This window comes from Caulobacter sp. ErkDOM-C, from assembly GCF_048541825.1.
GTDB lineage: Bacteria > Pseudomonadota > Alphaproteobacteria > Caulobacterales > Caulobacteraceae > Caulobacter.
Window position 1 is genome coordinate 3430810 of sequence record NZ_CP183332.1, and the last position, 25000, is coordinate 3455809.

Here is a 25000-nt window from a genome sequence, read left to right on the forward strand (position 1 = left end):
GGCGCCAAGTTGATCCGGAGTCGTCCATGTCGTTGAGAGTCGCCGTCCAGATGGATCCCGTTCTGGGGATCAATATCGACACCGACACCACCTTCCAGATGATGATGGAAGCCCAGACCCGCGGTCACCGGCTGTGGGTCTATACGCCCGACAAGCTGTCCATGGAGGACGGCCGGGTGTTCGCCCGCGCCCAGTCGCTGGTGCTGACCGCCACCAAGGGCGCGCACGCCGAGCTGGGCGAGAGCGTGCTGCTGGACATGAAGGACGACATCGACGTGGTGCTGATGCGCCAGGATCCGCCGTTCGATATGGCCTACATCACCGCCACCCACTTCCTCGAGAAGGTTCACCCCCACACCCTGGTGGTCAACAATCCGGCCGAGGTGCGCAACGCGCCCGAAAAGCTGTTCGTCACCGACTTTCCCGGGGTGCAGCCCCCGACCCTGATCACCAGCGATCATGAGGCGATCTACGACTTCCGCGCCCGGCATGGCGATATCGTGCTCAAGCCGCTCTACGGCGGCGGCGGCTCGGGTGTGGCGCGGCTGCTGGCCGACGATCCCAATCTCGACGCCTTGCTGGAACTGCACGCCATGATCGGCCGCGAGCAGGTGATCGCCCAGAAGTTCGTGCCGGCCGTCAGCCTGGGCGACAAGCGCGTTCTGCTGGTCGACGGCGAGCCGGTGGGCGCGATCAATCGCGTGCCGGCCGCCGGCCAGGTGCGCTCCAACCTGCGGGTCGGCGGCCGGGCCGAGGCGGTCGAGCTGACCGCCCGCGACCTGGAACTGTGCGCGATCATCGCCCCGGAGCTGAAGCGGCGCGGCCTGCTGTTCGTGGGCATCGACGTGATCGGCGAATATCTGACCGAGATCAACGTCACCTCGCCGACCGGAGCCCAGCAACTGAAGCGGTTCGGCGGGGCTGACGCCTCGGCGGTGCTGTGGGATCGCATCGAGGCGATCCGCGCCGGCCAAGCTTGACCTGGGACGAAGTGACCGTCGTAGGGCGCTGATTTCCCGAAACGTTCATTTTTCGTTCTTGCTACACCCTTCACCTCATGGTTCGTGTGTGGATAACTCCAACCGATCCATGAGGCGGGCATGGCCGCGAAGGTCGTCACGGTGGCGTTCGAGGGCGTCGAAGCGCGCCGCGTCGATGTCGAGGTGCAGCTGACCAGCGGCCAGCAGATCTTCGTCATCGTGGGCCTGGCCGACAAGGCCGTGGCCGAGAGCCGCGAGCGGGTGCGCGGGGCCTTTGCCGGCCTGGGGCTGTCGCTGCCGGGCAAGCGCATCGTCGCCAATCTGGCCCCGGCCGACATGCCCAAGGAGGGCACCCATTTCGACCTGCCGATCGCCCTGGCGGTGATGGCGGCGATCGGGGTCATTCCGGTGGACGCTCTGGATGACTGGGCGGCCATGGGCGAGCTGTCGCTGGATGGCCGCATCGTCCCCGCCGCCGGCGCCCTGCCTGCGGCCATGGCGGCCGGGGCCATGGGCCTGGGTTTGATCTGCCCTGAGGCCAGCGGCCCCGAAGCGGCCTGGGCCGGCGGCACCCGCATCCTGGCCCCGCGCTCCCTAGTGTCGCTGATCAACCACTTCCGGGGCAGTCAGGTGCTGACCGCGCCCTCGCCCGGTCCGGTGATCGAGGGCGAACGCGCCAAGGATCTGCGCGACGTGAAAGGTCAGGAGCACGCCAAGCGCGCCCTGGAGATCGCCGCCGCGGGCGGGCACAACCTGCTTTTTGTCGGTCCGCCAGGCTCAGGCAAGTCGATGCTGGCCCAGCGCCTGCCGGGCCTTCTCCCGCCCCTGACCTCGACCGAGCTGTTGCAGACCTCGATGGTCCATTCGGTGGCCGGGCTGATTGCCAGAGGGGCCCTGACCCGCGCCCGGCCGTTTCGCTCGCCGCACCATTCGGCCAGCATGGCGGCCCTGACCGGCGGCGGCCACAAGGCCAAGCCGGGCGAGGTGTCGCTGGCCCACAACGGCGTGCTGTTCCTCGACGAACTGCCGGAATTCGGGGTGCAGGCCCTGGACAGCCTGCGCGGCCCGCTGGAAACCGGCGAGGTGATGGTGGCCCGCGCCAACGCCCATGTGCGCTATCCGGCCAAGGTGCAGCTGGTGGCGGCCATGAACCCCTGCCGCTGCGGCCACGGCGGGGCCGGGCGCGGCTATTGCGGCAAGGCTCCGCGCTGCCAGCGCGACTATCAGGGCCGGGTGTCTGGACCCCTGATGGACCGCATCGACCTGTCGGTCGACATGCCCGCCGTCACCGCCGCCGACCTGGCCCTGCCGCCGCCCAGCGAAGGCTCGGCCGAGTTCGCCGCCCGGGTGGCGCGAGCCCGCCAGCGGCAGATCGACCGCGCCGAAGCCTATGACAGCGCCGAGAGCCTGAACGGCCGCGCCGAGGGCGCCTTCCTGGACAGGATCGTCGCCATTGACGAAGCCGGCCGCAGCCTGCTGGCCCGCGCCGCCGAGGCCGGCCGGATCAGCGCCCGAGGCTGGACGCGGGTACTGCGCCTGTCGCGCACCATCGCCGACCTGGAAGGCGCTGACGGCGTGCGCCGGGTGCATGTGGCGGAGGCTTTGGCCCACCGCCGGTCGGCCGCGCCGGGGGAGGAACAGGGCGGGTTCGCGTCTGGCGCGTCGACGTTTTGAGGGGCGGGCGGGGTGACACGGCGGGCCTGGACTTGAGCGCCCGCGAGCAGACCTTCTGAAAGGCCGAGAGGGGTGGTTTGGGGACGTTGCTCCCTCTCCCATAGGGAGAGGGTTGGGGTGAGGGGTTACGGCGTTCGACGGAGTGCCGGCACGCCGTCAAGCCTCGTAACCCCTCACCCTCCCACCGCTTCGCGGCGGGCCCCTCCCTCTCCCTAAAGGAGAGGGATTTAGGTCAGCTATGGGTCGAAAGCGCGCCCTTGGCTTCCAGCCCGAAAGCCGACGCCCCGCGTCGCGCCAAGCCTTACATCTCTTGGAGGCTGAAGCGTGCCGGAGTGGAAAGGTCTGTCAAGGACGGCGCTCCGCGCCGCCGCGGAGCGGCCGGTCGAAGACCGGTCCTTGAGAGACCTTTCCACTCCGGCGATCGTCTCGCCGTGAGATGTAAGGATGGCTCCCTCCGGCGCGGAGGGGGCGGGCGGCCTCCAAAGTCCTCTCCCTGAAGGGGGAGGCGATCGCGGAGCGATCGGAGGGGGTAGTGCTGCGGACTCGGTGCGGTCTTCCCCCACCGGCCTCCGGCCGCCTCCCCCTTCAGGGGGAGGACTTATGGGGATACGCCGTGCTGTATCCCCGTACTTTCCGGATCTGATCCCAACGAAATCAGAAGCTTGTAAAATAATCGATCGCGCCAGTCAGACGCGCCCAAACCGCCCGCATACTGATTTCACCCCAAGGCTAGGGAAGGGACGTCGGCCGGCGACCTGATGGGCCTTGGGATGTGGTCGAGCGGGAAGTGTTCCGTCGGCTGTCGCTCTGGGCCTGTTCGCCCGGTTTGCGAGGCGTGGCCTGTCCCTCCGGGGAAGGCGGGCGCTTCGGGTCGGGGTTCAGGATCAATCCCTCGGCGACGGGCCGGCGGCGCGCAACAGGCATGGGCTGAAATCGCCCATGCGGTCTGGACGGGGTCGCTAGCCCCTCCACCCGTCGGGGGCCTGGCTACCGGAGCGGGTTAAAACCCCGCCAGCCCGGCGATGCTCCCGAATAACGGCTGCGCGGAGCGTCTGTCTTCGTCGAAACGGTATTCACTATCCCCCTCCTCCGGGCGAGGCCCGGACGCTCCGTGACCCTTCCCAACCCTTCAGCGGGTTTCCGCGTGAAGCGACGCAGCCGTGTCCTTGTCCGGACCGGACAGATCACCGCCCCCCTTTGACCGGCCGTTAAGCCGCGCCCGCTAGGCTCCGCGCTCATGAGCAGCACTCCCCGCACCCCGGACGGCGTCACGCCCGAGCAACTGGCCACCCTGAGCCACGAGTTCCGCACGCCCCTGAACGGCGTGCTGGGCATGGCCCGGCTGCTGGAGGGCACCCGGCTGACGGGCGAGCAGCGGGCCTATGTCACAGCCCTGCGCGAGAGCGGCGATCACCTGCTGTCGCTGGTCAATGACGTGCTGGACTTCGCCCGTCTGGGGGCCACGGCCATCGCCCTGGCCCCGACGCCGGTCGATATCGAGGGCCTGCTGCGCCAGGTGGCCGAGCTGATGAGCCCGCGCGCCCACGAAAAGGGCATCGAAATCGCCTGGGCCGCCTCGTCCGGCCTGCCGACCATCCTGGCCGACGAGGGCCGGCTGCGGCAGATCCTGCTGAACTATGCCGGCAACGCCGTGAAATTCACTGAAGAGGGCGGGGTGCTGCTGACCGCAACCGCCGCGCCGGGCCCCAAGGGCGAAGGCCGCGTGCGCTTCTCCGTAGCCGACACCGGGCCAGGCGTGGCGCCGGAGGCCCGCGCCAAGATCTTCGAGGCCTTTGTGCAGACCGACGCCAGCCACCGTACCCAGCTGGGCGGGGCGGGCCTGGGCCTGGCCATTGTCGCAAGGCTGGCCCGCGCCATGGACGGCAAGGCCGGGGTCGGCGGCAAGCTCGGCCAGGGCGCCGACTTCTGGTTCGAGGCCCCGTTCGAAACCCTCGCCGCGCCGACCCGCGACCTGTCCCTGGCCGGCCGGGTCGTGGCCGTGGCCTCGCCCAATGCCATCGTCCGCCTGGCCACCGCCCGCCAGATCGAGGCGGCCGGGGGCCGAGCCATTGTCGCCGCCGATGTCGCGACCGCCACCGCCGCCGCCCCGTCCGACGCGGTGCTGCTGATCGACGCCGCCCTGGCCGGTCCGCGCGGCGCCCTCAAGCCTCCCGCCGGCCACCGCGCCGTGGTGCTGCTGACCCCCGACCAGCGCGGCCGCATCGACCGGCTGAAAAAGGCCGGCTTCAGCGGCTATCTGATCAAGCCCCTGCGCGCCGCCTCGATCGTCGCCCAGGTGCTGCAGGCCACCACCCACAGCCCCGCCCCCGCCGACAAGCCCGCCGAGGACGACCGCATCGCCCCGGCCGCCGCGCCGGGCGTGCGGGTGCTGCTGGCCGAGGACAATCCGATCAACGCCCTGCTGGCCCGCACCCTGCTGCAGCGCGAAGGCTGCAAGGTCGACCGCGTCGCCGACGGCGCCCAGGCCGTGGCGGCCCTGTCCAGCGACAGCTACGACCTGATCCTGATGGACCTGCGCATGCCGGTGCTGGGCGGCCTGGACGCCACCGTTCGCCTGCGCGCCCAGGGCGTGACCACGCCGATCGTCGCCCTGACCGCCGACGCCTTCGACGAGGACCGCCGCGCCTGCCTGGCGGCCGGCATGAGCGATTTCCTGGTCAAGCCCCTGACCCACGCCGCCCTACGCGACGTGCTGACCCGCTGGACGGGTCCCAAGGTCGCTTTAGCGGGCGCCCCCGGCGTCTGGACGAAAACCGCGACGCGGGCCAAGGTCGCCGGCTAAGCGCGGGCGTTCTCCGCGCGGGGGACCGCCGCATGACAGACAAGGCCGCCACAGCGCCGAAGAAGACCCTTCTTCAGACCCTGGCCTTCTTCGGCGAGCGTCGCAGCCTGGCAATGCTGGGCCTGGGGTTCGCCTCGGGCCTGCCCTACATGCTGATCTTCGACACCCTGTCGCTGTGGCTGCGCGATGCGGGTCTTTCGCTGGCGGTGATCGGCTTCTTCAGCCTGGCGACGCTGAGCTTTTCGTTCAAGTTCCTGTGGGCGCCGCTGATCGACCGCGCCAAGGTGCCGATCCTGCATAACCTTCTGGGCCATCGCCGCGCCTGGATCCTGGTCTTCCAGACCGCCATGATCCTGGGTCTGTGGACGATCTCGACCCTCAATCCCGCCTCGCAGCTGGCCGCCCTGGGCGCCGCCGCCGTCGCGGTCGGCTTTGCGACGGCCTCGCACGACATCGTCATCGACGCCTGGCGGATCGAGGTCGCCGACAAGGAAGAACAGGGCCCGATGGTGGTGGCCTATCAGTGGGGCTACCGCGTCGCGATGATCGCCGCCGGGGCCGGGCCGCTGCTGCTGGCCGAGCGCTTTGGCTGGAACTTCTCCTACGCCGTCATGGGCTTTGTGGTCGGCATCGGGGTGCTGGCCACCCTGTGGGCTCCGCGCGAGGCCGAACACACCGTCCGTCCGATCCCGACCGGCGACGTCAACCAGCCCCGCGCCCTGGAGATCCTGGAATGGATCGCCCGGCTGGGCATCCTGCTGGTCGGCGCGCTCGCCTTGGGCTCGGGCCTGTCGGGGGATGCGTCCCTGCTCTCGAAACTGGTCGGCGGCGAGGCCCTTGCGGAAGCTTGGAAGGCCAAGCCCAATGGCGTCTGGCTGCAGCTGCTGGGTGTGCTGACCGGCCTGGCCATCGTGGTGGTGGCCGCCTGGCCGATCCCCAAGGTGCGCACCAAGCCCGGTGTCTACATGTCGGCCGCGTTCGGCGAGCCGCTGATCGACTTCACCAAGCGCTTCCACGGCGTGGCCGGCCTGATCCTCGCGGCGATCTGCGTCTATCGGGTGTCGGACTTCGTGCTCAACATCATGAACCCGTTCTATCGCGACATGGGCTTTACCCTGACCGAGATCGCCGAGATCCGGAAGGTGTTTGGCATCATCGCCTCGATGATGGGGGTGTTCCTGGGCGGGGTGATCGTGGCGCGGCTAGGCCTGATGAAGGCCCTGGTCATCGGGGCCTTCGCCCAGCCGATCAGCAACCTGTTCTTCGCCTGGCTGGCCATGAGCGGTCACAGTGTGCCGGTGCTGTTCTGGGCGATCTGCATCGACAATGTGGCCGGAGGCGTCGCCGGCACGGCCCTGATCGCCTACATGTCCAGCCTGACCACGGTGGGTTTCACGGCCACGCAATACGCCCTGTTCTCGTCTCTCTACGCCCTGCCCGGCAAGCTGATCGCCTCGCAGTCGGGACGCATCGTCGAGGCCTCGGCCATCGCCGCCGAAGCCGGCGGCCCGATCGGCGCCCTGAAGGGCCTGTTCACCCGCCTGCCGCCCGAGAGCTTCACCGCCGCCGGCGCCAAGCTGGGCGTCAGCGCCCCGGCCATGGCGGCGGGCTATACGGCCTTCTTCCTCTACACGGCGGTCATCGGCGTGGTGGCCATCGTGCTGTCGTTCATGGTGGCGGCGCGGCAGGGAGAGATTGACCGACGGGCGGAAGCCGGGTCGGCGGCTTAGAAGCCCTCCCCCTGAAGGGGGAGGCGGCCGTCAGGCCGGTGGGGGAAGACTGCAAGGACGCAGCAGCACGCCCCCCTCCGATCGCTTCGCGATCCCCTCCCCCTTCAGGGGGAGGACTTGCGACCTAGGTCCCCAGACACACCACCTGCGCCACCCGCAGGTCGCGACGCAGGCCGTCGGCCACGCGGCCATAGTTCTCGGTGGTGATCGCCTCGCCCATCGCGAACTCGTCGCCGCCGCGGCGGTGCGGGCCCAGCAGGGTGCGGAGGGTCTCGGGGGCCGTGGTGTAGATGCGGCCACGGCGCGGACTCTCGGCCACGGTCACGCCGATCACCCGCCCGGCGCTGTCGAGGGCCGGCGCGCCCGACAGTCCGGCCAGGGTGCCCTTCAGGCTGTCGGTGCGACCGACCTCGGCCCAGACCAGCACCGGCTCGGTGCGGGCTCCGCGCCCATGGACGACCAGGTTCTCGCGGCCCAGCAGGCGCGAGGCGGCTTCGCCCGGATGGCCTTGCGGGAAGCCGGGATGATAGGCGCGGGCCCCGCGGCGCAGGGGCTCTTCCAGACCCAGGGGCACGGCCGGAGCCCCGCCCTCGGTGGTCAGGATGGCGGCGTCGGCGCGCGGATCGATGGTGATCTTGGCCGCCACGCCGCGTCCGTCGGCCACCACGATGGCCGCCGACTTGCAGCCGTCGACCACATGACGGGCGGTCAGCCAGGTGCCGCTGTCGCCGACCGAAAAGGCGGTGCCTGAGCCGGGCTCAGGCTTGCTCGGCACCTGGACGACGATGGACGGGTCGAACGGCGAGGCCGGTCCAAGCGGCAGACCCTCCTCACCCGGCACCGGCGGCGGCGGCGGCGGGGCGTCGGAGCGTTCCTGCCGGCCGACCGCCACGATCAGCAGGGCGCTGACGGCGGCGGCATAGACCAGCCAGTCGGGGAGCTTGGGAAAATGCACGGGACGGGGCCCTCGCCTTTCCCGATCAGCCGGCCACGGCGGCGGCGAGGATCAGGGCGGTGGCCAGCTTGGCGCCCACCAGCAGGGCGGCAGCGGCGACCTCGCCCTCGTGGATGCGCTCGGGCAGGCCCTGCAGCACCATGTCGGTAATGCGGAAGACCAGCAGTTGCACGGCAATGGTGGCCGCGCCCCAGATGACGATCTCGATCACCGAGGTCGAGGCGGTCAGCGAAATGGCCAGCGGAATGGCCAGGCCCACCATCACGCCGCCCAGCGACAGGGCGGCGGCGGAATTGCCCTCGCGGATCAGCTTGATCTCGCGGTGCGGGGTCAGCATGGCGTACAGCGCCGTGCCGACGATCAGCATGAACAGCGTCACGCCGGCATGCATCAGGGTGACGGGGAAGCCCGTGGCGAAGGCCTGGACCTCGGGCGACTGAAGCTGGGACGGCATGAACGCGAACACCTTCGGTAGATAGAGATTCAAGTCCTATCACGGGTGGCGGACGGTTGCGTAGGGGGCTCGCTTCGAAGGCGTCTATGCCGCCTCGTCATCCTCATCGTCATCCAGAACGCCCGCCATCGCCGCCATCGACAGCTGACGCAGGGCGCTGGCGCGGACCTTCTCGCTCTCGCTCTTCAGCTGGCCGCAGGCGGCAAGGATGTCGCGGCCTCTGGGCGTGCGGATCGGCGACGAATAGCCGGCCTTGTTGACGATGGCCGCAAAGGCCTCGATCGCCGCCCAGTCGGAGCATTGGTAGTCGCTGCCCGGCCACGGGTTGAACGGGATCAGGTTGATCTTGGCCGGAATGCCCTTGATCAGCTTGATCAGGGCGCGGGCTTCGTCAGGGCTGTCATTGACGCCCTTGAGCATCACATATTCGAAGGTCACGCGGCGGGCGTTGCTGATGCCCGGATAGGCGCGGATGCCGGCGATCAGTTGCTCCAGCGGGTACTTCTTGTTCAGCGGCACCAGCACGTCGCGCAGGGCGTCATTGGTAGCGTGCAGGCTGATGGCCAGCATCGCCTGGGTCTTCTCGCCCAGGGCCTGGAGCTGGGGCACGACGCCCGAGGTCGAGACCGTGATGCGGCGACGCGAGATGGCGATGCCCTCGTTGTCGCTGATGATCTCGATGGCGTCGGCGACCGCGCCCATGTTGTAGAGCGGCTCGCCCATGCCCATAAATACGATGTTGGACAGCAGGCGGTCGTCCTTGTCGGACGGCCATTCGGCCAAGTCGTCCTTGGCCACCTGGACCTGGGCGACGATCTCGGCGGCGGTCAGGTTGCGCACCAGGGCCTGGGTGCCGGTGTGGCAGAAGCTGCAGTTGAGCGTGCAGCCCACCTGGCTTGAAACACACAGGGCGCCGGCCCGGCCGACCGACGGGATATAGACCGCCTCGATCTCGATGCCCGGCGCCGTGCGGATCAGCCACTTGCGGGTGCCGTCCTTGGAGACCTGGCGCTCGACGATCTCGGGCCGCGCGATGGTGAACACCTCGGCGAGACGGGCGCGGGTTTCCTTGGCGACGTCGGTCATCATCGCAAAATCGGTGACGCCGCGATGGTGGATCCAGCGGAACACCTGGGTGGCCCGCATCTTGGCCTTGCCGTGCTCGGCCACGCCCGACTCGGTCAGGGCGGCGATCATCTGCGGCCGGGTCAGACCAGACAGGTTGATCAGCGGCTTTGGCGCAGACGACGCGCCGGAGACGCGCGACAGATCGAGGGTAACGCTCAAGGGGCGGTCCGGGGGCAGGGATTTAAGGGGTCGAGAGAGGGATATAGCACTTGGCGAGGGTTTTTCCAAAAGGGCGGCCAAGTCCTCCCCCTGAAGGGGGAGGCGACCGAAGGTCGGTGGGGGAAGACCGCAATGCGCCAGCGGTCTCTTCCCCCACCGTCGCCTGCGGCGACACCTCCCCCGTCAGGGGGAGGACTTTGCTTCTAGACACCCCACCCCCGCAGGCCCATATCCGCCTCATGCGCACGCACGACGCCGATGTGATCATCGCGGGAGCCGGCATGGCCGGGTCCACCCTGGCCTTGGCCCTGGCCTCAGGCGGCCTGCGGCCGCTGCTGGTCGACCCTCAGCCATTCGAAGCCCAGCTGGCCCCGACCTTTGACGGGCGCTCCTCGGCCGTCGCCTATTCCAGCTTTCGCCAGTGGCGGACCATCGGCGCGGGCGAGGCCCTTGAGCCGCACGCCCAGCGGATCGAACAGATCCTGGTCACCGACGGCCGCACGCCCGGCGCCGCCGCGCTGGGGGCCTCGCCGGCCTTCCTGCGCTTCGATTCCAGCGAGATCGCCGACCGCTCGGACGGTGAGCCCCTGGGCTATCTGATCGAGAACCGCCAGATCCGCGCGGCCCTCTCCCAGGCCGTGACCGATCAGGCCATTCCGGTGATCGCGCCGATGGCTGCCAGAAACCTGGAGGTCGACGCCGCCGGCGCCCGCATCACCCTGGCCGATGGCCGGGTGCTGTCGGCCCCGCTGGCGGTCAGCGCCGAGGGTCGGGGCTCGGTGCTGCGCAAGGCGGCCGGCATCGGCGATATCGGCTGGGGCTATGGCCAGAGCGGCGTGGTGCTGACGGTGAAGATGCAGCGGCCGCACGAGGGTGTGGCCCATGAATATTTTCTGCCCAGCGGCCCGTTCGCCATCCTGCCCCTGACCGAAAATCGCGCCAGTCTGGTGTGGACCGAAAGCACCGCCCGCGCCGAGGCCCTGCGCGACGCCCGACCCGAAGCCTTTCAGGCCCACCTGATGCGCCGGTTCGGCGAGTTTCTGGGCGATGTCGAGATCGTCGGCCCGATCTTCGTCTATCCGCTGTCGCTATCCCTGGCCGAGCGCATGGTCGCCCCGCGCCTGGCCCTGATCGGCGACGCCGCCCATGGCGTGCACCCGATCGCCGGGCAGGGCCTGAACCTGGGCCTCAAGGACGCGGCGGCCCTGGCCGAGGTTCTGGTCGAGGCGATGCGCGGCGGGGAGGACATCGGTTCCGACGTGGTGCTGGAGCGCTTCGCCCGCTGGCGGCGGTTCGACACCGTGACCAACGCCCTGACCTTCGACGGCTTCGTGCGGCTGTTCTCCAACGACAACCCGATCCTGCGCCTGGCGCGGGGCATCGGTCTGGCGGCGGTCAATCGCATCGCCCCGGCCCGGCGGTTCTTCATGCACGAGGCCGGCGGGGCGGTGGGCGATCTGCCGAGACTGCTGCGCGGGCAGGCGATCTAGACCTTCACGATCCAGTTGCGCTTGCGCATGTAGGCCACCACCGCCCAGACTAGGCCGATGAAGATCGCCACCGGGATCAGGGCCGCCGTCTTGGTCCCCAGCAGCGGCGAGACCGCGTCATAGGGGATCTTGAGCATGTGCGCGGTCAGGATGATCGAGGCCAGCTCGTGCAGCACATAGGCGAAGATGGCGTTGACCCCGAAGTCGGTCAGAAACGCCTCGCCCGGCATGCGCCACAGCTTGATGTCCAGGGCCTGGTGCAGGGCGGCCAGCACCAGCAGGGCCGCGCCGCTGGACACCAGAACATAGCTGCTGGTCCACAGGTCCTTGACGATCGGCAAGGCCAAGCCCCAAGCGAGGCCAACGACCAGCAGCAGGGCCCCGGCGATCGCCAGGCCTCGCGCACCGCGCCGGGCGGCCAGCCACTCGCCGGCCGCGACGCCGATCAGAGCCTGGGCGATGGCCGGCAAGGTTCCCAACAAGCCTTCGGGATCATAGCCCAGCGGGCCTTTGACATAGGTGTGGACACCCAGCACGGCGCGGTCGGCGAAGGCGATCAGGCTGGCGCCGGGCTTCATCAGGTCGGTCGTACCACCAGGCCAGGGCGCGAGGCACAGAAGCCAGTAGAGCAGCAGCAGCACGACCGCGATCGTCAGGCGCGTGCGGGGCCCCGTGACGCGAAACAGCACGGCGGCGGCGAGGAAGGCCAGGGCGATGCGCTGCAGCACGCCCATGGGGCGGAACACCACGCTCTCGGGCGTGGCCAGCCAGTAGATGTTGCTGACCAGCAGGCCCAGAAGGATCAGTCGCCCGGTCCGCACCAGCAGGCGGCGCAGGCCGGCGCCGTCCAGGCCACGCTCGGCGGTGGCCAGCGGGATCGAGACCCCGGTCATGAAGATGAAGGCTGGGAACACCGCGTCGGCCAGGGTGAAGCCGGCCCAGGACGAATGCATCAGGATCGGGAAGACGTCATAGCCGCTGACGTAGTGCAGATAGGCGGCCGAATTGACCAGGATCATGCCGACGATGGTCAGCCCGCGCAGGACGTCCAGAGACGCCAGCCGAGGCGGTCTGGTCAGGCCGGCGTCGAAGGCCAAGGCCCTATTCGCCGTCTTCGAGTGAGCGGGCCTCTTCCGGCAGCATGATCGGCACGCCGTCGCGGATCGGATAGGCCAGCTTGGCGGCCCGGCTGACCAGCTCGCCGCGCACGCGGTTGTAGTCCAGCGTGGTGCGGGTCACGGGGCAGACCAGCACTTCCAGCAGGCGCGGGTCGATGTCGGCAGGCGGCGGGGTCGGTGTAGCGGTCATGCAACTTCTCTAGAGCGGGATGAGGAAAAGTGTGAAGCGGTTTTCCGCCCGCATCCCGCTCCAAACTTTGGAAAGCCATCTTGATGGCGCTCCCGTTTCCTACTGGATAGAGGGCGGCTCGTCGTCGTCGCTCACGGCCGCGTCGATCTCCAGCAAGGCCACCAGGGTCTCGCGGCGGTCGGCCATGGTTGGAGCCTCCAGCAGGGCCTGCTTTTCCATGGGGTCGAACGGCAGAGCCATGGATAGGCTGTTGATCAGGGCGTCCGACGGGGCGTTCTCGGCGCTGGTCCAGTCGATGGCCAGACCGCGATGGTCCAGATAGCGGCGCAGGGCGGCCAGCAGGGGAACGGGATCAGCGCCCTCTGACGAAGGGCCGTCCTCGCGCAGGTCGGCCTCGAACGACGCGTAATCGGCCCGCACTTGGCGATAGGGCATGCGCGCGGGCAACTCTGCCCCGGCCCGGAATCGGCAGATTCCGGTCAAGGTCACCAGGTAGCGGCCATCGGCGGTCTCGGCGAAGCTGGTCACCCGACCCGCGCAGCCGATCGGCGCCAGGCTGGGGCCGTGCTCGTCCTCCGGACCCGCGCCATTGGGGCGGGTCTGTATCATGCCGATCATCCGCTCGCCCGACATGACGTCGTCCAGCATGTTCAGATAGCGCGGCTCAAAGATGTTGAGCGGCAGCTGACCGCCAGGGAGCAGCAGGACGCCGTCCAGCGGGAAGACCGGGATGACCAGCGGCAGGTCACTGATCCGTCGAAAGCTTCCCGGCATCGGCCCGCCTCTAGCTGAACAGAATGGAGGACAGGCGCTTGCGGCCGGCCCTGGCGACTTCCGACATCGCGCCGGCGGCCTCGAACACGGTCAGCAGCTGCTTGCGCGCCGCATCGTCGTTCCAGGTCCGGTCGCGGGCGATGATCGCCAGCAGATGGTCGGACGCGGCCTGCAGGTGACCGGCGCCGGCCAGGGCCTTGGCCAGTTCGAAACGGGCCTCGTGGTCGTCGGGATCGGCGGCCAGGCGAGCCTCGAACGGCGCGGTCTCGGACGGCGCGTCGGCGGCCAGGGCCAGGGCGGCGCGGACGCTTTCCAGCTCAGCGTCCTTGGCGCCCACCGGCGCCATGGCGGCCACCTCGGCGGCGCGCTCCAGATCGCCACCGTCCAGATAGCAGCGGGCCAGCCCGCCCAGCGCCTTGACGTTCTCCGGGTCCATCCGCAGGGCCTCGGCATAGGCTTGGGCTGCGCCGCCCAGGTCGCCCAGGTCCAGCGACTCCTTGCCCATGGCCAGCAGGGCGTCCAGGTCGCTGGGGGCCGGCGGTCCGGAGATACGGGCGATGAAGGCCTTGATTTCGCTCTCGGGCACCGCGCCCTGGAAGCCGTCGACCGGCTGGCCGTCCACGAAGGCGTAGACCGTCGGGATCGACTGCACGCGCAGCTGGCCCGAATAGCCGGGGTTCTTGTCGACATCGATCTTGACCAGCTTGACCGCGCCGCCGGCGGCCGCGACGGCCTTTTCCAGCGCCGGGGTCAGCTGACGGCAGGGGCCGCACCACGTGGCCCAGAAATCGACGATGACCGGCTGGGTCTTGGACGCCTCGATGACGTCGGCCATGAAGCTGGCGTCCGTGCCGTCCTTGATATGCGCGCTTTTGCCACCGGCTTGGATGGGGGCGGGCTTTTCGCCGATCAGGCTCATCGGAAGTCTCTCATGCAGGTCGAAACGCAGTCAGGGCCAAGATGGTGCCTGGACGCGACATTCGCAATCGCCGGTTCGCTCAAGAAGCGACTGTCATGGCCTCGAAATCGACGATCATCGGCGTGATCCCCAGCGCCGACAGGAAGGCGCGCAAGCCGTCCTGCGAGACGGCAGTCGTGGCGTCGTTGCCCAGCGGGTGGAAGTTGACCGGATCGGCCCTGGCCAGGGCGGCGTCCAGCACGAAACGCACCCGATGCTCGACATCGTTGATCAGGCCAAAGGCGGTGACCGAGCCCGGCCTCACGCCCAGCGTCTCGATCATCATCGCTTCCGGGCCGAACGACAGCCGGCCCGAGCCGATCACCGTGTGCAGACGCTTGAGATCGATCACCGTCTCGCCCAGGGCCGAGATCAGCCACAGCTGGCCCTTGGCGTCCTTGAGGAACAGGTTCTTGGTGTGGCCGCCGGGCATGGCCGCCTTGATCTCCAGCCCTTCCTCCACCCGGAATACGGGCGGATGGTCGAGGGTGGAATGGGCGATCGCGTGGGCGTCGAGAAAGGCGAAGAGGTCGGCGCGGGTCTTCATGCGCGCTTCCTAGCTCAGCCTTGCCGTTCGGGGAACTGGACGGCCTCGCCTCGCGGGCGCTAGACCAGAGCCAAGGGTCAAGGAAAACAGGAAGACGCGCGGCATGGAACTGGAGTGCTATCCCACCGAGAACCGCCCGCCGGAGATCGTGCCGGGCCGTCCGCAGCGGGCCTGGATGGACCACTTCGCCGACCGCCACCCCTATCGCTGCCTGCCGCTGTCAATGGCTAACACCTCGGGCTGGGAGATCCTGTGCCCGGTCGGCTTCTCGATGACCTGGGACGGCGGGGCGCACCAGGAGTGCATCAAGTTCCAGCCCGACCACCCCTATCCGGGCTTTACCGAGTTCGTGAAGTCGCACTTCTCGCGCGGCACGGTGACCTTCCACACCGGCTATCTGTTCCGCACCCCGCCCGGCTGGTCGATCCTGACCATGGGCCCGCCCAACCACATCAAGGACGGCATCCAGCCGCTGGCCGGCCTGGTCGAGACCGACTGGCTGCCCTTCCCCTTCACGATGAACTGGTTGTTCACCCGCCCCGGCACGGTGCGCTTCGAGAAGGGCGAGCCGTTCTGCTTCATCATGATGATGCAGGACAAGGTGATGGACGACGTCCAGCCGGTGATCCGCTCGATGAACAGCAACCTTGATCTGCGTCGCCAGTATGACGTCTGGGCCGAGAAGCGCACCGAGTTCAACAGCCTGATCTTCAAGCGCGACCCCGAGGCCACCAAGGAGGCCTGGCAGCGCTTCTACTTCAAGGGCGAATACCCCGAGGAAGTGCAGGCCGAGGCGCCCAGCCACCACGTCAACAAGCGCCGGCTAAAGGCTCCGAAGCTGGGGTAAGGCCGTCGGCCGTCAGGCCGCCTTCACGGCCGAGACGATCGACTTGACCACCTTGCGGACCAGGGCCGGGTCATCGCCCTCGGCCATGATGCGGATCAGGGGTTCGGTGCCGGAGGGGCGCACGACGATGCGGCCGGCGCCGTTCAGCTGGGCCTCGCCGTCGGCGATGGCCTCTTTCACCGTCTTGGCCTCCAGCGGCTTGGTCCCGCCGGTGAAGCGGACGTTTTCCAGCAGCTGCGGCACGGGCTCGAACTGGCGGGCCAGGGCGCTCATCGGCTGGCCGGTCTCGATCATCACTGCCAGCACCTGCAGGGCCGCGATCAGGCCATCGCCCGTGGTCGAGAAGTCCGACAGGATCAGGTGGCCCGACTGCTCGCCGCCCAGGTTGAAACCGCCCTCGCGCATGCGGGCCATCACATAGCGGTCGCCGACGCTGGTGCGCTCCAGGGTCAAGCCCTGCTCACCCAGGAAGCGCTCGAGGCCGAGGTTCGACATCACCGTGGCGACCACGCCGCCGGCCTTCAGCTTGCCGGCCTTGGCGTAGGCGGCGGCGATGATGGCCATGATCTGGTCGCCGTCGACCACCTGACCGTTCTCGTCGCAGATCACCAGCCGGTCGGCGTCGCCATCCAGGGCGATGCCGATGTCGGCGCGGTATTCGCGCACCAGCTTGGCCATGGCCTCGGGATGGGTCGAGCCGCACTCGTGATTGATATTGGTGCCGTCGGGATCAACGCCCAGCGGAATGACCTCGGCCCCCAGCTCATACAGGGTGACGGGGGCCACCTTGTAGGCCGCGCCATTGGCGCAATCGATGACGATCCGCAGGCCCGACAGCGACAGCTGGCGCGGGAAGGTGGCCTTGACGATCTCGACATAGCGGGCCTGAGCGTCGTCGATGCGCTTGACGCGGCCCAGACCGCGCGGCGGGGCCAGACCCTCCTGCAGGCCCTCATCCATCAGGGCCTCGATCTTCAGCTCCTGGGCATCCGACAGCTTGTAGCCGTCAGGGCCAAACAGCTTGATGCCGTTGTCGGCGAAGTCGTTATGGCTGGCGCTGATCATCACGCCCAGATCGGCGCGCATCGAGCGGGTCATCATCGCCACGGCCGGGGTGGGCAGAGGTCCAAACAGCCGCACATCCATGCCGACACTGGCGAAACCGGCCACCAGGGCCGGTTCGATCATGTAGCCCGACAGCCGGGTATCCTTGCCGATCACCACCAGATGGCGGCGGTCGTCCTGCGAGCGGAACAGCTTTCCGGCCGCCAGACCGACGCGCAGGGCGACCTCGGCGGTCATCGGGTGCTGGTTGGCCTGGCCGCGGATGCCGTCGGTGCCGAAATAGGCGCGCTTGCTCATGGTCGCTCTGGTCTGGAGGCGGATCGCGAAACGATCCGAAATGCAGATTTATGTGGGAGAGGTCTGCACGAATGCTAAAGCCCGGCCGACGACTATACCCGCGCTCGTAGCCATAATCCCCGCCGGCGCGATTTACAAAGGACCATGGCATGTGCGGCATCATCGGCATCGTCGGAAACCAGCCTGTCGCCGACCGCCTGGTCGAGAGCCTCAAGCGCCTGGAGTATCGCGGCTATGACTCGGCCGGGATCGCCGGACAGGTCGATGGGGTGCTGCAACGTCGCCGGGCGCCGGGCAAGCTGCGCGAGCTGGAAAGCGTGCTGGCCCACGAGCCGCTGATCGCCACCACCGGCATCGGCCACACCCGCTGGGCCACCCACGGCGCGCCCACCCTGCGCAACGCCCACCCGCACATCGTCGGCAAGGTGGCCGTGGTCCACAACGGCATCATCGAGAATTTCGCCGAACTGAAGGCCGAGCTGATCGCCGCCGGCCGTGATTTTCAAAGCGACACCGACACCGAGGTCGTCGCCCACCTGCTGGACGCCGAACTGGCAACGGGCCTCTCCCCGCTGGACGCCTTCAAGGCCACCCTGGACCGCCTGCGCGGCGCCTATGCGCTGTGTGTGCTGATCGGCGGCGAGGACGAGGTGATCCTGGCGGCCCGCAACGGCCCGCCGCTGGCCGTGGGCTATGGCCAGGGCGAGATGTTCGTCGGCTCCGACGGCCTGGCCCTTGGCCCCTTCACCAACCGCGTCGCCTATCTGAATGACGGCGACTACGTGATCATCGACCACGACAGCGCCCGGATCTTCGACCAGAGCGGCGCGCCCGCCGACCGCCCGATCAAGATCGTCCCGGCCTCGGCCGTGCTGATGGAAAAGGGCAACTACCGGCACTTCATGGAGAAGGAAATCCATGACCAGCCCGAAGGCTGCCAGCGCACCATCGCCGCCTATGTCGACCCGATCACCGCCCGCGCGACTGTGCCGGGCGGCATCGACTGGGCGGCGCTAGAGCGCATCCAGATCGTCGCCTGCGGCACCTCCTATATCGCCGGCATGGTCGGCCGGTACCTGATCGAGCAGCTGGCCGACCTGCCGGTGGATGTCGAGATCGCCTCGGAGTTCCGCTACCGCCAGCCGGCCATTCGCGCCAACGCCCTGGCCATCGCCATGTCGCAGTCGGGCGAGACCGCCGACACCCTGGCGGCCCTGCGCTACTGCCAGGCGGCCGGCATGAAGAGCGCCGTGGTCGTCAACGCCACCGAATCGACCATGGCCCGCGAGGTCGACGTCGTCTGGCCGATCCACTGCGGTCCCGAGATCGGCGTCGCCTCGACCAAGGCCTTCACCGCCCAGGTCAGCGTGATGATCGCCCTGGCCATCGCCGCCGCCAAGGCGCGCGGCCGCATCGACGACGTCGAGGAGCAGCGGCTGGTCCGGGTGCTGCTGGAAGCCCCCCGCCTGATCGCCGAGGCCATTGGCCTGGAAGACGCCATCAAGGACATCGCCGCCGAGGTCGCCAAGGCCCGCGACGTGCTCTATCTGGGCCGTGGCCCGATGTCGGCCCTGGCCCTGGAAGGTGCCCTGAAGCTGAAGGAAATCAGCTACATCCACGCCGAGGGCTATGCCGCCGGCGAGCTGAAGCACGGCCCCATCGCGCTGGTCGACGACGAGACGCCGATCGTCATCCTGGCCCCCTTCGACAGCTGGTTCGAGAAATCGGCCTCGAACATGAGCGAGGTCATGGCCCGCGGGGGACAGGTGATCTTCATCACCGACACCGAGGGGGCCCGGCACGCCCCGGCCGGCGCCAAGGTTGTGATCACCGCCCCGGCCTGCGACCCCCTGGTCTCGGCCCTGGTGATGTCGGCCCCGATCCAGCTGCTGGCCTATCACGTGGCGGTGGTGAAGGGGGCGGATGTCGACCAGCCGCGCAATCTGGCGAAGTCGGTGACGGTGGAATAGGCGAAAAGGACAGGTCTGATGTCGATCATCATGACGCCGATCGGCCAGGTGCAGGGCGGTCGGGCTGTTGCCGAGGACGACGACTGGGGCGCCAGCCGCGCGGCCATCGTCCTGGATCCGGCCCGGTTCGACGCCGAGGCCCTGATCGGACTGGAGACCTTCAGCCACGCCGAGGTGATCTATGTGTTCGACAAGGTCACCGACGACCAGATCGTGACCGGCGCCCGCCATCCGCGCGGCAACACCGCCTGGCCGAAAATCGGCATCTTCGCCCAGCGCGGCAAGAACCGGCCCAACCGCATCGGCGTCACGGTCTGCAGGATCGTGGCGGTGGAAGGCCTGACCCTGGAGGTCGAGGGCCTGGACGCCATCGACGGCACGCCGGTGCTGGACATCAAGCCGGTGATGCGCGGCTTTGCCCCGCGCGGCGAGCACCGCGAGCCCGACTGGGCGCGGGAGATCATGGAGAAGTACTGGTGATCCAGGTCGCGCCCGATTGGAGCGATCTGGAACGCTTTCGGTTCGGAGACGGCCCGGAACTGGCCGACGCCCTGCTCGCCTTGGTGCTGCTGGGGACGAAGACAGCGACGTGCTGGTCGTTTGCCGACGGTCAGCAGACAGCGGTCGGCAAACGGATGGTGGCGTGCGACAGCCGCGATCGCCCCCGCGCGGTCATCGAGACGATCCGGCTGGACGTGTGCCTGTTCGGCGAGGTCACCGGCGCGTTCGCCGCCAAGGAAGGCGAGGACGACCGATCCCTCACGTCATGGCGTCGAGCGCACCAGGCCTATTTCGAACGCAACGGCGGCTTTGATCCTGAAATGCCGCTGTGGTGCGAGGAATTCAAGCTCATCGCCGAGATCGCGATTCCATAGTCGCGCGCCCGTTCGCCCTCAGTCGTCCTTCGCCAGCCTGGCCAGGAACGCCTTGGCGGCCTCCCTGTGACTGGCCTTGAGGTTCCGGCCAACGATCGCGATGACGGCGGCGATCACGGCCGCGTCGTCGGTCATGCCCAGGGCCGGCAGAATGTCGGGGATCACGTCAGTGGGCAGGACGAAATAGGCCAGGGCCGCCATCATCATGCCCTTGGCGGCCATCGGGGTGGCCGGATCGCGGGCGCACCACCACACGGACAGAGCGTCGGCGGCGAACGGAATCTTCGCCGCGACCTTGCGGATCTTGGGCAGGAAGCCTCGCGCCACCCGCTCCTCATTGACCCGCACGGTGGCCGGAACCAGCGCCTTGGACGGGTCGAGAATCCGCTTTACGTCGGGGGACGGTTTGGCGTCGGCGCTCATCGGTCTAAAACCCTCTCCAAGCAGCAACCTTAAACGCAAAGCTTGGGGAAACGTCCATGAAACTCGACAACACCGTCGCCGCCGTCGTCACCGGGGGCGCCTCGGGCCTCGGCGAAGCCACCGCCCGCGCCCTGGCCGCCCACGGCGTCAAGGTCGCCATCTTCGACTTCAACGAAGTCACCGGCGAAGCCGTCGCCAAGGACATCGGCGGCGTGTTCTGCAAGGTCAACGTGACGTCCGACGCCGATGTCGACGCCGGCTTCGAAAAGGCCCGCGCCGCTCACGGCCAAGAGCGCATCCTGGTCAATTGCGCCGGCACCGGCAACGCCGCCAAGACCGCCGGCCGCGACAAGGCCACCGGCGAGACCAAGCACTTCCCGCTCGACGCCTTCGACCGCATCATCCAGATCAACCTGGTCGGCACGTTCCGCTGCATCGCCAAATCGGCCAAGGGCATGCTGGACCTGGAGCCGCTGGAAGACGGCTTGCGCGGCGCCATCGTCAACACCGCCTCGGTCGCCGCCGAAGACGGCCAGATGGGCCAGGCGGCCTATTCGGCGTCCAAGGGCGGCGTTGTGGGCATGACCCTGCCGATCGCCCGCGACCTGATGAGCGAAGGCATCCGCGTCAACTGCATCCTGCCGGGCATCTTCAATACCCCTCTGATGAACAATGCGCCGGAAGCCGTGAAGGCCGGTCTGGCCGCCTCGGTGCCGTTCCCCAAGCGCCTGGGCAACCCCGAGGAATATGCTCACCTGGCCCTGACGATGATCACCAACGACTATTTCAACGGCGAAGACGTGCGCCTGGACGGCGGCATCCGCATGGCGCCGCGCTAAGCGAGGCCTAAGTCCTCTCCCCGAAGGGAGAGGTTTCGCCGCAGGCGACGGAGAGGGAAGGATCAGCTGAAGTTCAGCATCGCTTCCCCCTCCGGTCGCTTCGCGACCGCCTCCCCCATCAGGGGGAGGACTTGCTTCCCTACTTCTTCACCGCCGGCAGGACGATGCTGGACGCCAGGTTGGTCATGATCTCGCGAGCGTCATAGGCGCGCGGATCGCCCTGCGGCTTCTGGCCCTTGTGCATGACGATCTCGGCGCCGGCCTCGAACCTCTCGATCGTCCGCACCTGACCGCGATCGGCGAAGAAGGGGTCACCCCAGAAGGGGTCCCAGCTGCGCCAGCCATAGCTGGGGCCAAAATAGCGCCACGACGGGCGCCAGTAGCCATAAGGATAGCCATAGCCAAAGCCTGGGCGGGCGAAGGGGTCGGACTCGATCACGGTGCGCGCCGTGCGGTCGGTGCGGCGGTCGGCGGTTTCGAACCAGTCAGCGCCCTGCTGCACGGTCAGCTCGGCGGCGCGGTACAGCAGGTAGCGCTCGACGGTCTCGCGCGAGGTCAGGCTGTTGCCCGCGAAGCTGACGCGATAGCGGTCGGCCTCGAGACGCAGTTCGGAGAACCCGCCGGTAGCCGCCCCGGAGGTCGCCTTGGGCTGGTAGGGCGTAGCGGTCGCGCAGGCCGAAAGTCCGGCGGCGACGACCAAGGCCGCCACGAGGGCGACTTTCTTCAGAGACATGGACAGCACTCCATAACCCGACTTCGCGGGTCTAGACCCTAACTCTGGCGACGCTTTGTGGTTTCGCCAAGGCGTTTGATGTCAGCCCCGCGAAACGATCAGGATCGCCGCGCCGATCAGCAGCGCGCCGACCGTGAAAGCAAAGACCCGGCGAAAGGCCGGCTCGTTCATCCGGGTCGACAGGGCCGCGCCGCCCAGGCCGTAGGCGCTCATGCTGATCAGATCCATGCCGATGGTGGCGCAGGCGAACATCAGCAGCTGCGGGACCAGCGGCCGGTTCACATCGATGAACGGCGGCAGCACGGCGGTGAAGAACAGCAGGGCCTTGGGATTGGCGATCTGCACGGTGAAGCCGTCGACAAAGGCCGACTTGCCGCTCCTGACCGTGGCGACAGCGTGGCTCTCGGCGTTCTTCCAGCCGGCCCACAGGGACTTGAGGCCCAGCCAGACCAGATAGGCCGCGCCGGCCAGGGCCAGGATGTGGAAGGCCTTGGGAAAGGCGATGATCAGGGCGCCCAGACCCAGCGCCGAGCCGATGAACCAGATCAGGGTGGCGCAGTTCATGCCCGCCACGCCCAGCAAGGCCGCGCCCTTGCCTTTTTCCATGCCGGTGGCGATGGCGAACAGGTTGGCGGGTCCCGGCGTAATGGCCATGACGAACATGGCGGCCAGAAAGGCGCCATAGCGGGCGGGATCGACGGGAAGGGCCATGGCCACGCTATAGGTGAGGCCCCGCCCGTCGAAAAGCCGTGTTTAAGCGCCCAGCGTCGCCAGCATCCAGATCGCCCGTCCCAGGGCGCCAAACAGCAGGATCGCCGCCGCCGCCATCTGGATCATGAAGCCCAGCTCGCGCTTGTCGGGCGAGGCGGCATAGCCCAGGGCGTAGATCACCCGACCCACGATCCAGATCACGCCCAGGATCGCGGCGACCATGTCGTTCCAGTAGATCGCGAACAGCCACAGCGAGGGCAGGAAGATCGGCAGCCACTCCAGCGTATTGGCCTGGACGCGGATGTGACGCTCCAGTTCGGGATCGCCGGTCATGGTGGGAGCGTGGATGCCGCTCTTCTTGCGGGCGCCGCCGACGCGAACGCCCATCCAGACATAGACCAGCAGAGCGACCAGCGTGACGACGGCGACCCAGGAATGTGGCTGCATGTTGTGTTTCTCCCCTTTCGGCCCGCTCTTTTGCGCCAACGCAAAGGCGGTTCACCGACAAGGGGCTAAATCATCACCAATCGGCCGGCGAGACCAGCCTAACCGTGGTGAGAGCCTGTCTGAACAAGGCCGGGAACCCGATCGGGCTTTTCATCGCTTTAAGTCCGACCCCGGTCCTTTTCGCGGAGGCTTCGAGCCATGCCAGTCAAGTCCACGGCCATTGCCGAGATCGACTACAGCCCCGAACATGGCAAGCTGTTCGTCACGTTCCATGACGGCGATGAATACGTCTATGTCGGCGTGCCCGAACGGGTCAGCGTGGCCTTCGTCCGCTCGGCCTCAAAGGGCCGGTTCTTTCAGCGGATCATCCGGGATCGGTACCCGTACAACCGGATTTGAGGCTGGAGATGCTCCCCCTCAGGGGGAGCTGTCGCAGAGCGACTGAGGGGGCTAATCCGGCATAAGCCGCGCTGACCCCCTCCGACCCTCCGGGCCACCTCCCCCAGAGGGGGAGGAGCCTGGGCGTGTACCTAGTCCTTCGTGCGCTTGTCGCGCTTGGCCAGCACCCGCAGACGCAGGGCGTTGAGCTTGATGAAGCCGCCGGCGTCGCGGTGGTCGTAGGCGACCTTGCCTTCCTCGAACGTCACCAGGTCCTGGTCGTACAGGCTGTAGGGGCTGGTGCGGCCGATGATCGAGACATTGCCCTTGTAGAGCTTGATCCGAACCTGGCCCGACACCTTGGCCTGGCTGTAGTCGATGGCCGCCTGCAGCATCTCGCGCTCCGGCGTGAACCAGAAGCCGTTGTACACCAGCTCGGCGTACTTCGGCATCAGCTCATCCTTCAGGTGCATGGCCCCGCGATCCAGCGTGATCGACTCGATGCCGCGGTGGGCGGCCAGCAGGATGGTGCCGCCGGGGGTCTCGTAGACGCCGCGCGACTTCATGCCGACGAAGCGGTTTTCCACCAGGTCCAGACGACCCACGCCATTGTCGCGGCCCAGCTCGTTCAGCTTGGTCAGCAGGGCGGCAGGGGAGAGGGCCACGCCGTCGATGGCGACGGGGTCGCCCTTCTCGAAGTCCATCGTGAAGACGTGCGGCTTGTCGGGCGCATCTTCCGGCGCGATCGTGCGCATGTGGACGAACTCCGGGGCCTCGACGGCCGGATCTTCCAGCACCTTACCCTCGGACGAGGAGTGCAGCAGGTTGGCGTCGACGCTGAACGGCGCTTCGCCGCGCTTGTCCTTGGTGATCTGGATCTGGTGCTGCTCGGCGAACTCCAGCAGGGCCTCGCGCGACTTGAAGTCCCATTCGCGCCAGGGGGCGATCACGGTGATGTCGGGTTCGAGGCCGTAATAGGCCAGCTCGAAGCGCACCTGGTCATTGCCCTTGCCGGTCGCGCCGTGGCTGACGGCGTCGGCGCCCATCTTGCGGGCGATCTCGATCTGCTTCTTGGCGATCAGCGGACGCGCGATCGAGGTGCCCAGCAGGTACTGGCCTTCATAGACGGTGTTGGCGCGGAACATCGGGAAGACGTAGTCGCGCACGAACTCTTCGCGCACGTCCTCGATGAAGATGTTCTCGGGCTTGACGCCGGCGGCCAGGGCCTTGGCCCGCGCCGGCTCGATTTCCTCGCCCTGGCCGAGGTCGGCGGTGAAGGTAATGACCTCCGCGCCATATTCGGTCTGCAGCCACTTCAGAATGATCGAGGTGTCGAGGCCGCCCGAATAGGCGAGCACGACCTTCTTGACGGACTTGTCAGCCATGAGCGGGGTCCTTCCGGAGAAACACAAAGTCGGGCGCGTTCAAGGGCGCCGGGGGCGACGGGTCAAGTCC

The 25000-nt window shown here is 68.1% G+C and carries 25 protein-coding genes and 1 pseudogene; 12 read left to right on the forward strand and 14 right to left on the reverse strand.

All coding sequences use genetic code 11. The features are described 5' to 3' along the window. Positions 1-26: 26 nt before the first annotated feature. The 5 genes and pseudogenes from gshB (at position 27) to ACN2C8_RS16590 (ending at position 7187) form a co-directional block, all read left to right on the forward strand. Positions 27-980: a glutathione synthase gene (gene gshB / locus ACN2C8_RS16570; protein ID WP_419253135.1), complete on the forward strand. Its 954-nt coding sequence runs from the start codon at positions 27-29 to the stop codon at positions 978-980. Between the two features lie 120 nt (positions 981-1100). Continuing rightward, positions 1101-2654 carry a YifB family Mg chelatase-like AAA ATPase gene (locus ACN2C8_RS16575; RefSeq protein ID WP_419253136.1) on the forward strand — a complete coding sequence of 518 codons (1554 nt, stop codon included), beginning with the start codon at positions 1101-1103 and terminating at the stop codon, positions 2652-2654. A 72-nt stretch (positions 2655-2726) separates the two neighbouring features. Continuing rightward, a pseudogene (locus ACN2C8_RS16580) lies at positions 2727-2867 on the forward strand (hypothetical protein); the annotation flags it as partial. Positions 2868-3891: 1024 nt separating this feature from the next. Beyond that, entirely contained in the window at positions 3892-5457 is a 1566-nt protein-coding gene (locus ACN2C8_RS16585) for a response regulator (RefSeq protein WP_419253137.1), read from the forward strand. Positions 5458-5489: 32 nt separating this feature from the next. Next, the gene (locus ACN2C8_RS16590; RefSeq protein WP_419253138.1) at positions 5490-7187 is read left to right on the forward strand and encodes an AmpG family muropeptide MFS transporter; all 1698 of its coding nucleotides are present in this window, start codon (positions 5490-5492) and stop codon (positions 7185-7187) included. A 124-nt stretch (positions 7188-7311) separates the two neighbouring features. Here ACN2C8_RS16590 and ACN2C8_RS16595 read toward each other — a convergent pair whose 3' ends face one another. The 3 genes from ACN2C8_RS16595 to rlmN all read right to left on the reverse strand — a co-directional run bounded on the left by ACN2C8_RS16595 (position 7312) and on the right by rlmN (position 9883). Continuing rightward, positions 7312-8142, reverse strand: a complete 831-nt coding sequence (locus tag ACN2C8_RS16595) for a S1 family peptidase (RefSeq protein WP_419253139.1) — start codon at positions 8140-8142, stop codon at positions 7312-7314. A 25-nt stretch (positions 8143-8167) separates the two neighbouring features. After that, positions 8168-8596, reverse strand: a complete 429-nt coding sequence (locus ACN2C8_RS16600) for a DUF350 domain-containing protein (protein WP_419253140.1) — start codon at positions 8594-8596, stop codon at positions 8168-8170. A gap of 84 nt (positions 8597-8680) precedes the next feature. After that, positions 8681-9883 carry a 23S rRNA (adenine(2503)-C(2))-methyltransferase RlmN gene (gene rlmN / locus ACN2C8_RS16605; protein ID WP_419253141.1) on the reverse strand — a complete coding sequence of 401 codons (1203 nt, stop codon included), beginning with the start codon at positions 9881-9883 and terminating at the stop codon, positions 8681-8683. A gap of 239 nt (positions 9884-10122) precedes the next feature. Between rlmN and ACN2C8_RS16610 the strand changes: the two genes are divergently transcribed. After that, complete coding sequence (locus ACN2C8_RS16610; RefSeq protein ID WP_419253142.1) at positions 10123-11373, forward strand: UbiH/UbiF/VisC/COQ6 family ubiquinone biosynthesis hydroxylase; 1251 nt, start codon at positions 10123-10125, stop codon at positions 11371-11373. Here the strand turns inward: ACN2C8_RS16610 and ACN2C8_RS16615 are convergent. The 5 genes from ACN2C8_RS16615 to ACN2C8_RS16635 form a co-directional block, all read right to left on the reverse strand. Further along, the gene (locus ACN2C8_RS16615; protein ID WP_419253143.1) at positions 11370-12470 is read right to left on the reverse strand and encodes an acyltransferase family protein; all 1101 of its coding nucleotides are present in this window, start codon (positions 12468-12470) and stop codon (positions 11370-11372) included. The genes ACN2C8_RS16610 and ACN2C8_RS16615 overlap by 4 nt on opposite strands. A gap of 4 nt (positions 12471-12474) precedes the next feature. Then, the gene (locus tag ACN2C8_RS16620; RefSeq protein WP_419253144.1) at positions 12475-12681 is read right to left on the reverse strand and encodes a Trm112 family protein; all 207 of its coding nucleotides are present in this window, start codon (positions 12679-12681) and stop codon (positions 12475-12477) included. Positions 12682-12780: 99 nt separating this feature from the next. Then, a complete protein-coding gene (locus tag ACN2C8_RS16625; protein ID WP_419253145.1) occupies positions 12781-13455 on the reverse strand; it encodes an LON peptidase substrate-binding domain-containing protein in 675 nt (224 codons plus the stop codon). Positions 13456-13465: 10 nt separating this feature from the next. Continuing rightward, positions 13466-14374 (reverse strand): tetratricopeptide repeat protein, encoded by a 909-nt coding sequence (locus ACN2C8_RS16630; protein ID WP_419253146.1) that lies wholly within the window; start codon positions 14372-14374, stop codon positions 13466-13468. A 79-nt stretch (positions 14375-14453) separates the two neighbouring features. Then, complete coding sequence (locus ACN2C8_RS16635) at positions 14454-14960, reverse strand: prolyl-tRNA synthetase associated domain-containing protein (RefSeq protein WP_419253147.1); 507 nt, start codon at positions 14958-14960, stop codon at positions 14454-14456. Between the two features lie 103 nt (positions 14961-15063). Between ACN2C8_RS16635 and ACN2C8_RS16640 the strand changes: the two genes are divergently transcribed. Next, the gene (locus ACN2C8_RS16640; protein WP_419253148.1) at positions 15064-15807 is read left to right on the forward strand and encodes a DUF6065 family protein; all 744 of its coding nucleotides are present in this window, start codon (positions 15064-15066) and stop codon (positions 15805-15807) included. A 12-nt stretch (positions 15808-15819) separates the two neighbouring features. Here the strand turns inward: ACN2C8_RS16640 and glmM are convergent, their stop codons facing one another. Further along, positions 15820-17169 (reverse strand): phosphoglucosamine mutase, encoded by a 1350-nt coding sequence (gene glmM, locus ACN2C8_RS16645; protein ID WP_419253149.1) that lies wholly within the window; start codon positions 17167-17169, stop codon positions 15820-15822. A 149-nt stretch (positions 17170-17318) separates the two neighbouring features. Between glmM and glmS the strand changes: the two genes are divergently transcribed. From glmS to ACN2C8_RS16660, 3 genes are read left to right on the forward strand one after another with little or no spacing between them, the layout of a single operon-like run. After that, complete coding sequence (gene glmS, locus ACN2C8_RS16650; RefSeq protein WP_419253150.1) at positions 17319-19139, forward strand: glutamine--fructose-6-phosphate transaminase (isomerizing); 1821 nt, start codon at positions 17319-17321, stop codon at positions 19137-19139. 18 nt (positions 19140-19157) lie between these two features. Beyond that, a complete protein-coding gene (locus tag ACN2C8_RS16655; RefSeq protein WP_419253151.1) occupies positions 19158-19619 on the forward strand; it encodes an SAM-dependent methyltransferase in 462 nt (153 codons plus the stop codon). Next, the gene (locus ACN2C8_RS16660; protein ID WP_419253152.1) at positions 19616-20014 is read left to right on the forward strand and encodes an ASCH domain-containing protein; all 399 of its coding nucleotides are present in this window, start codon (positions 19616-19618) and stop codon (positions 20012-20014) included. The genes ACN2C8_RS16655 and ACN2C8_RS16660 overlap by 4 nt, the downstream gene beginning before the upstream one ends. An 18-nt stretch (positions 20015-20032) precedes the next feature. On the opposite strand, the gene ACN2C8_RS16665 is transcribed toward ACN2C8_RS16660, so the two are convergent. Next, entirely contained in the window at positions 20033-20437 is a 405-nt protein-coding gene (locus ACN2C8_RS16665) for a YkvA family protein (RefSeq protein WP_419253153.1), read from the reverse strand. A 56-nt stretch (positions 20438-20493) separates the two neighbouring features. On the opposite strand from ACN2C8_RS16665, the gene ACN2C8_RS16670 reads away from it, so the two are divergent. Further along, positions 20494-21276 carry an SDR family NAD(P)-dependent oxidoreductase gene (locus ACN2C8_RS16670; protein WP_419253154.1) on the forward strand — a complete coding sequence of 261 codons (783 nt, stop codon included), beginning with the start codon at positions 20494-20496 and terminating at the stop codon, positions 21274-21276. A gap of 139 nt (positions 21277-21415) precedes the next feature. Here ACN2C8_RS16670 and ACN2C8_RS16675 read toward each other — a convergent pair whose 3' ends face one another. The 3 genes from ACN2C8_RS16675 to ACN2C8_RS16685 all read right to left on the reverse strand — a co-directional run bounded on the left by ACN2C8_RS16675 (position 21416) and on the right by ACN2C8_RS16685 (position 23167). Continuing rightward, positions 21416-22009 (reverse strand): CC0125/CC1285 family lipoprotein, encoded by a 594-nt coding sequence (locus ACN2C8_RS16675; protein ID WP_419253155.1) that lies wholly within the window; start codon positions 22007-22009, stop codon positions 21416-21418. A gap of 81 nt (positions 22010-22090) precedes the next feature. Further along, positions 22091-22720, reverse strand: coding sequence for a LysE family translocator (locus ACN2C8_RS16680; protein ID WP_419253156.1), 630 nt, complete (start codon positions 22718-22720; stop codon positions 22091-22093). A 42-nt stretch (positions 22721-22762) separates the two neighbouring features. Continuing rightward, positions 22763-23167: an MAPEG family protein gene (locus tag ACN2C8_RS16685; protein ID WP_419253157.1), complete on the reverse strand. Its 405-nt coding sequence runs from the start codon at positions 23165-23167 to the stop codon at positions 22763-22765. A 198-nt stretch (positions 23168-23365) separates the two neighbouring features. On the opposite strand from ACN2C8_RS16685, the gene ACN2C8_RS16690 reads away from it, so the two are divergent. Next, positions 23366-23566 (forward strand): KTSC domain-containing protein, encoded by a 201-nt coding sequence (locus ACN2C8_RS16690; RefSeq protein ID WP_419253158.1) that lies wholly within the window; start codon positions 23366-23368, stop codon positions 23564-23566. Positions 23567-23697: 131 nt separating this feature from the next. On the opposite strand, the gene ACN2C8_RS16695 is transcribed toward ACN2C8_RS16690, so the two are convergent. After that, the gene (locus tag ACN2C8_RS16695) at positions 23698-24930 is read right to left on the reverse strand and encodes an argininosuccinate synthase (RefSeq protein ID WP_419253159.1); all 1233 of its coding nucleotides are present in this window, start codon (positions 24928-24930) and stop codon (positions 23698-23700) included. Positions 24931-25000 lie beyond the last annotated feature (70 nt).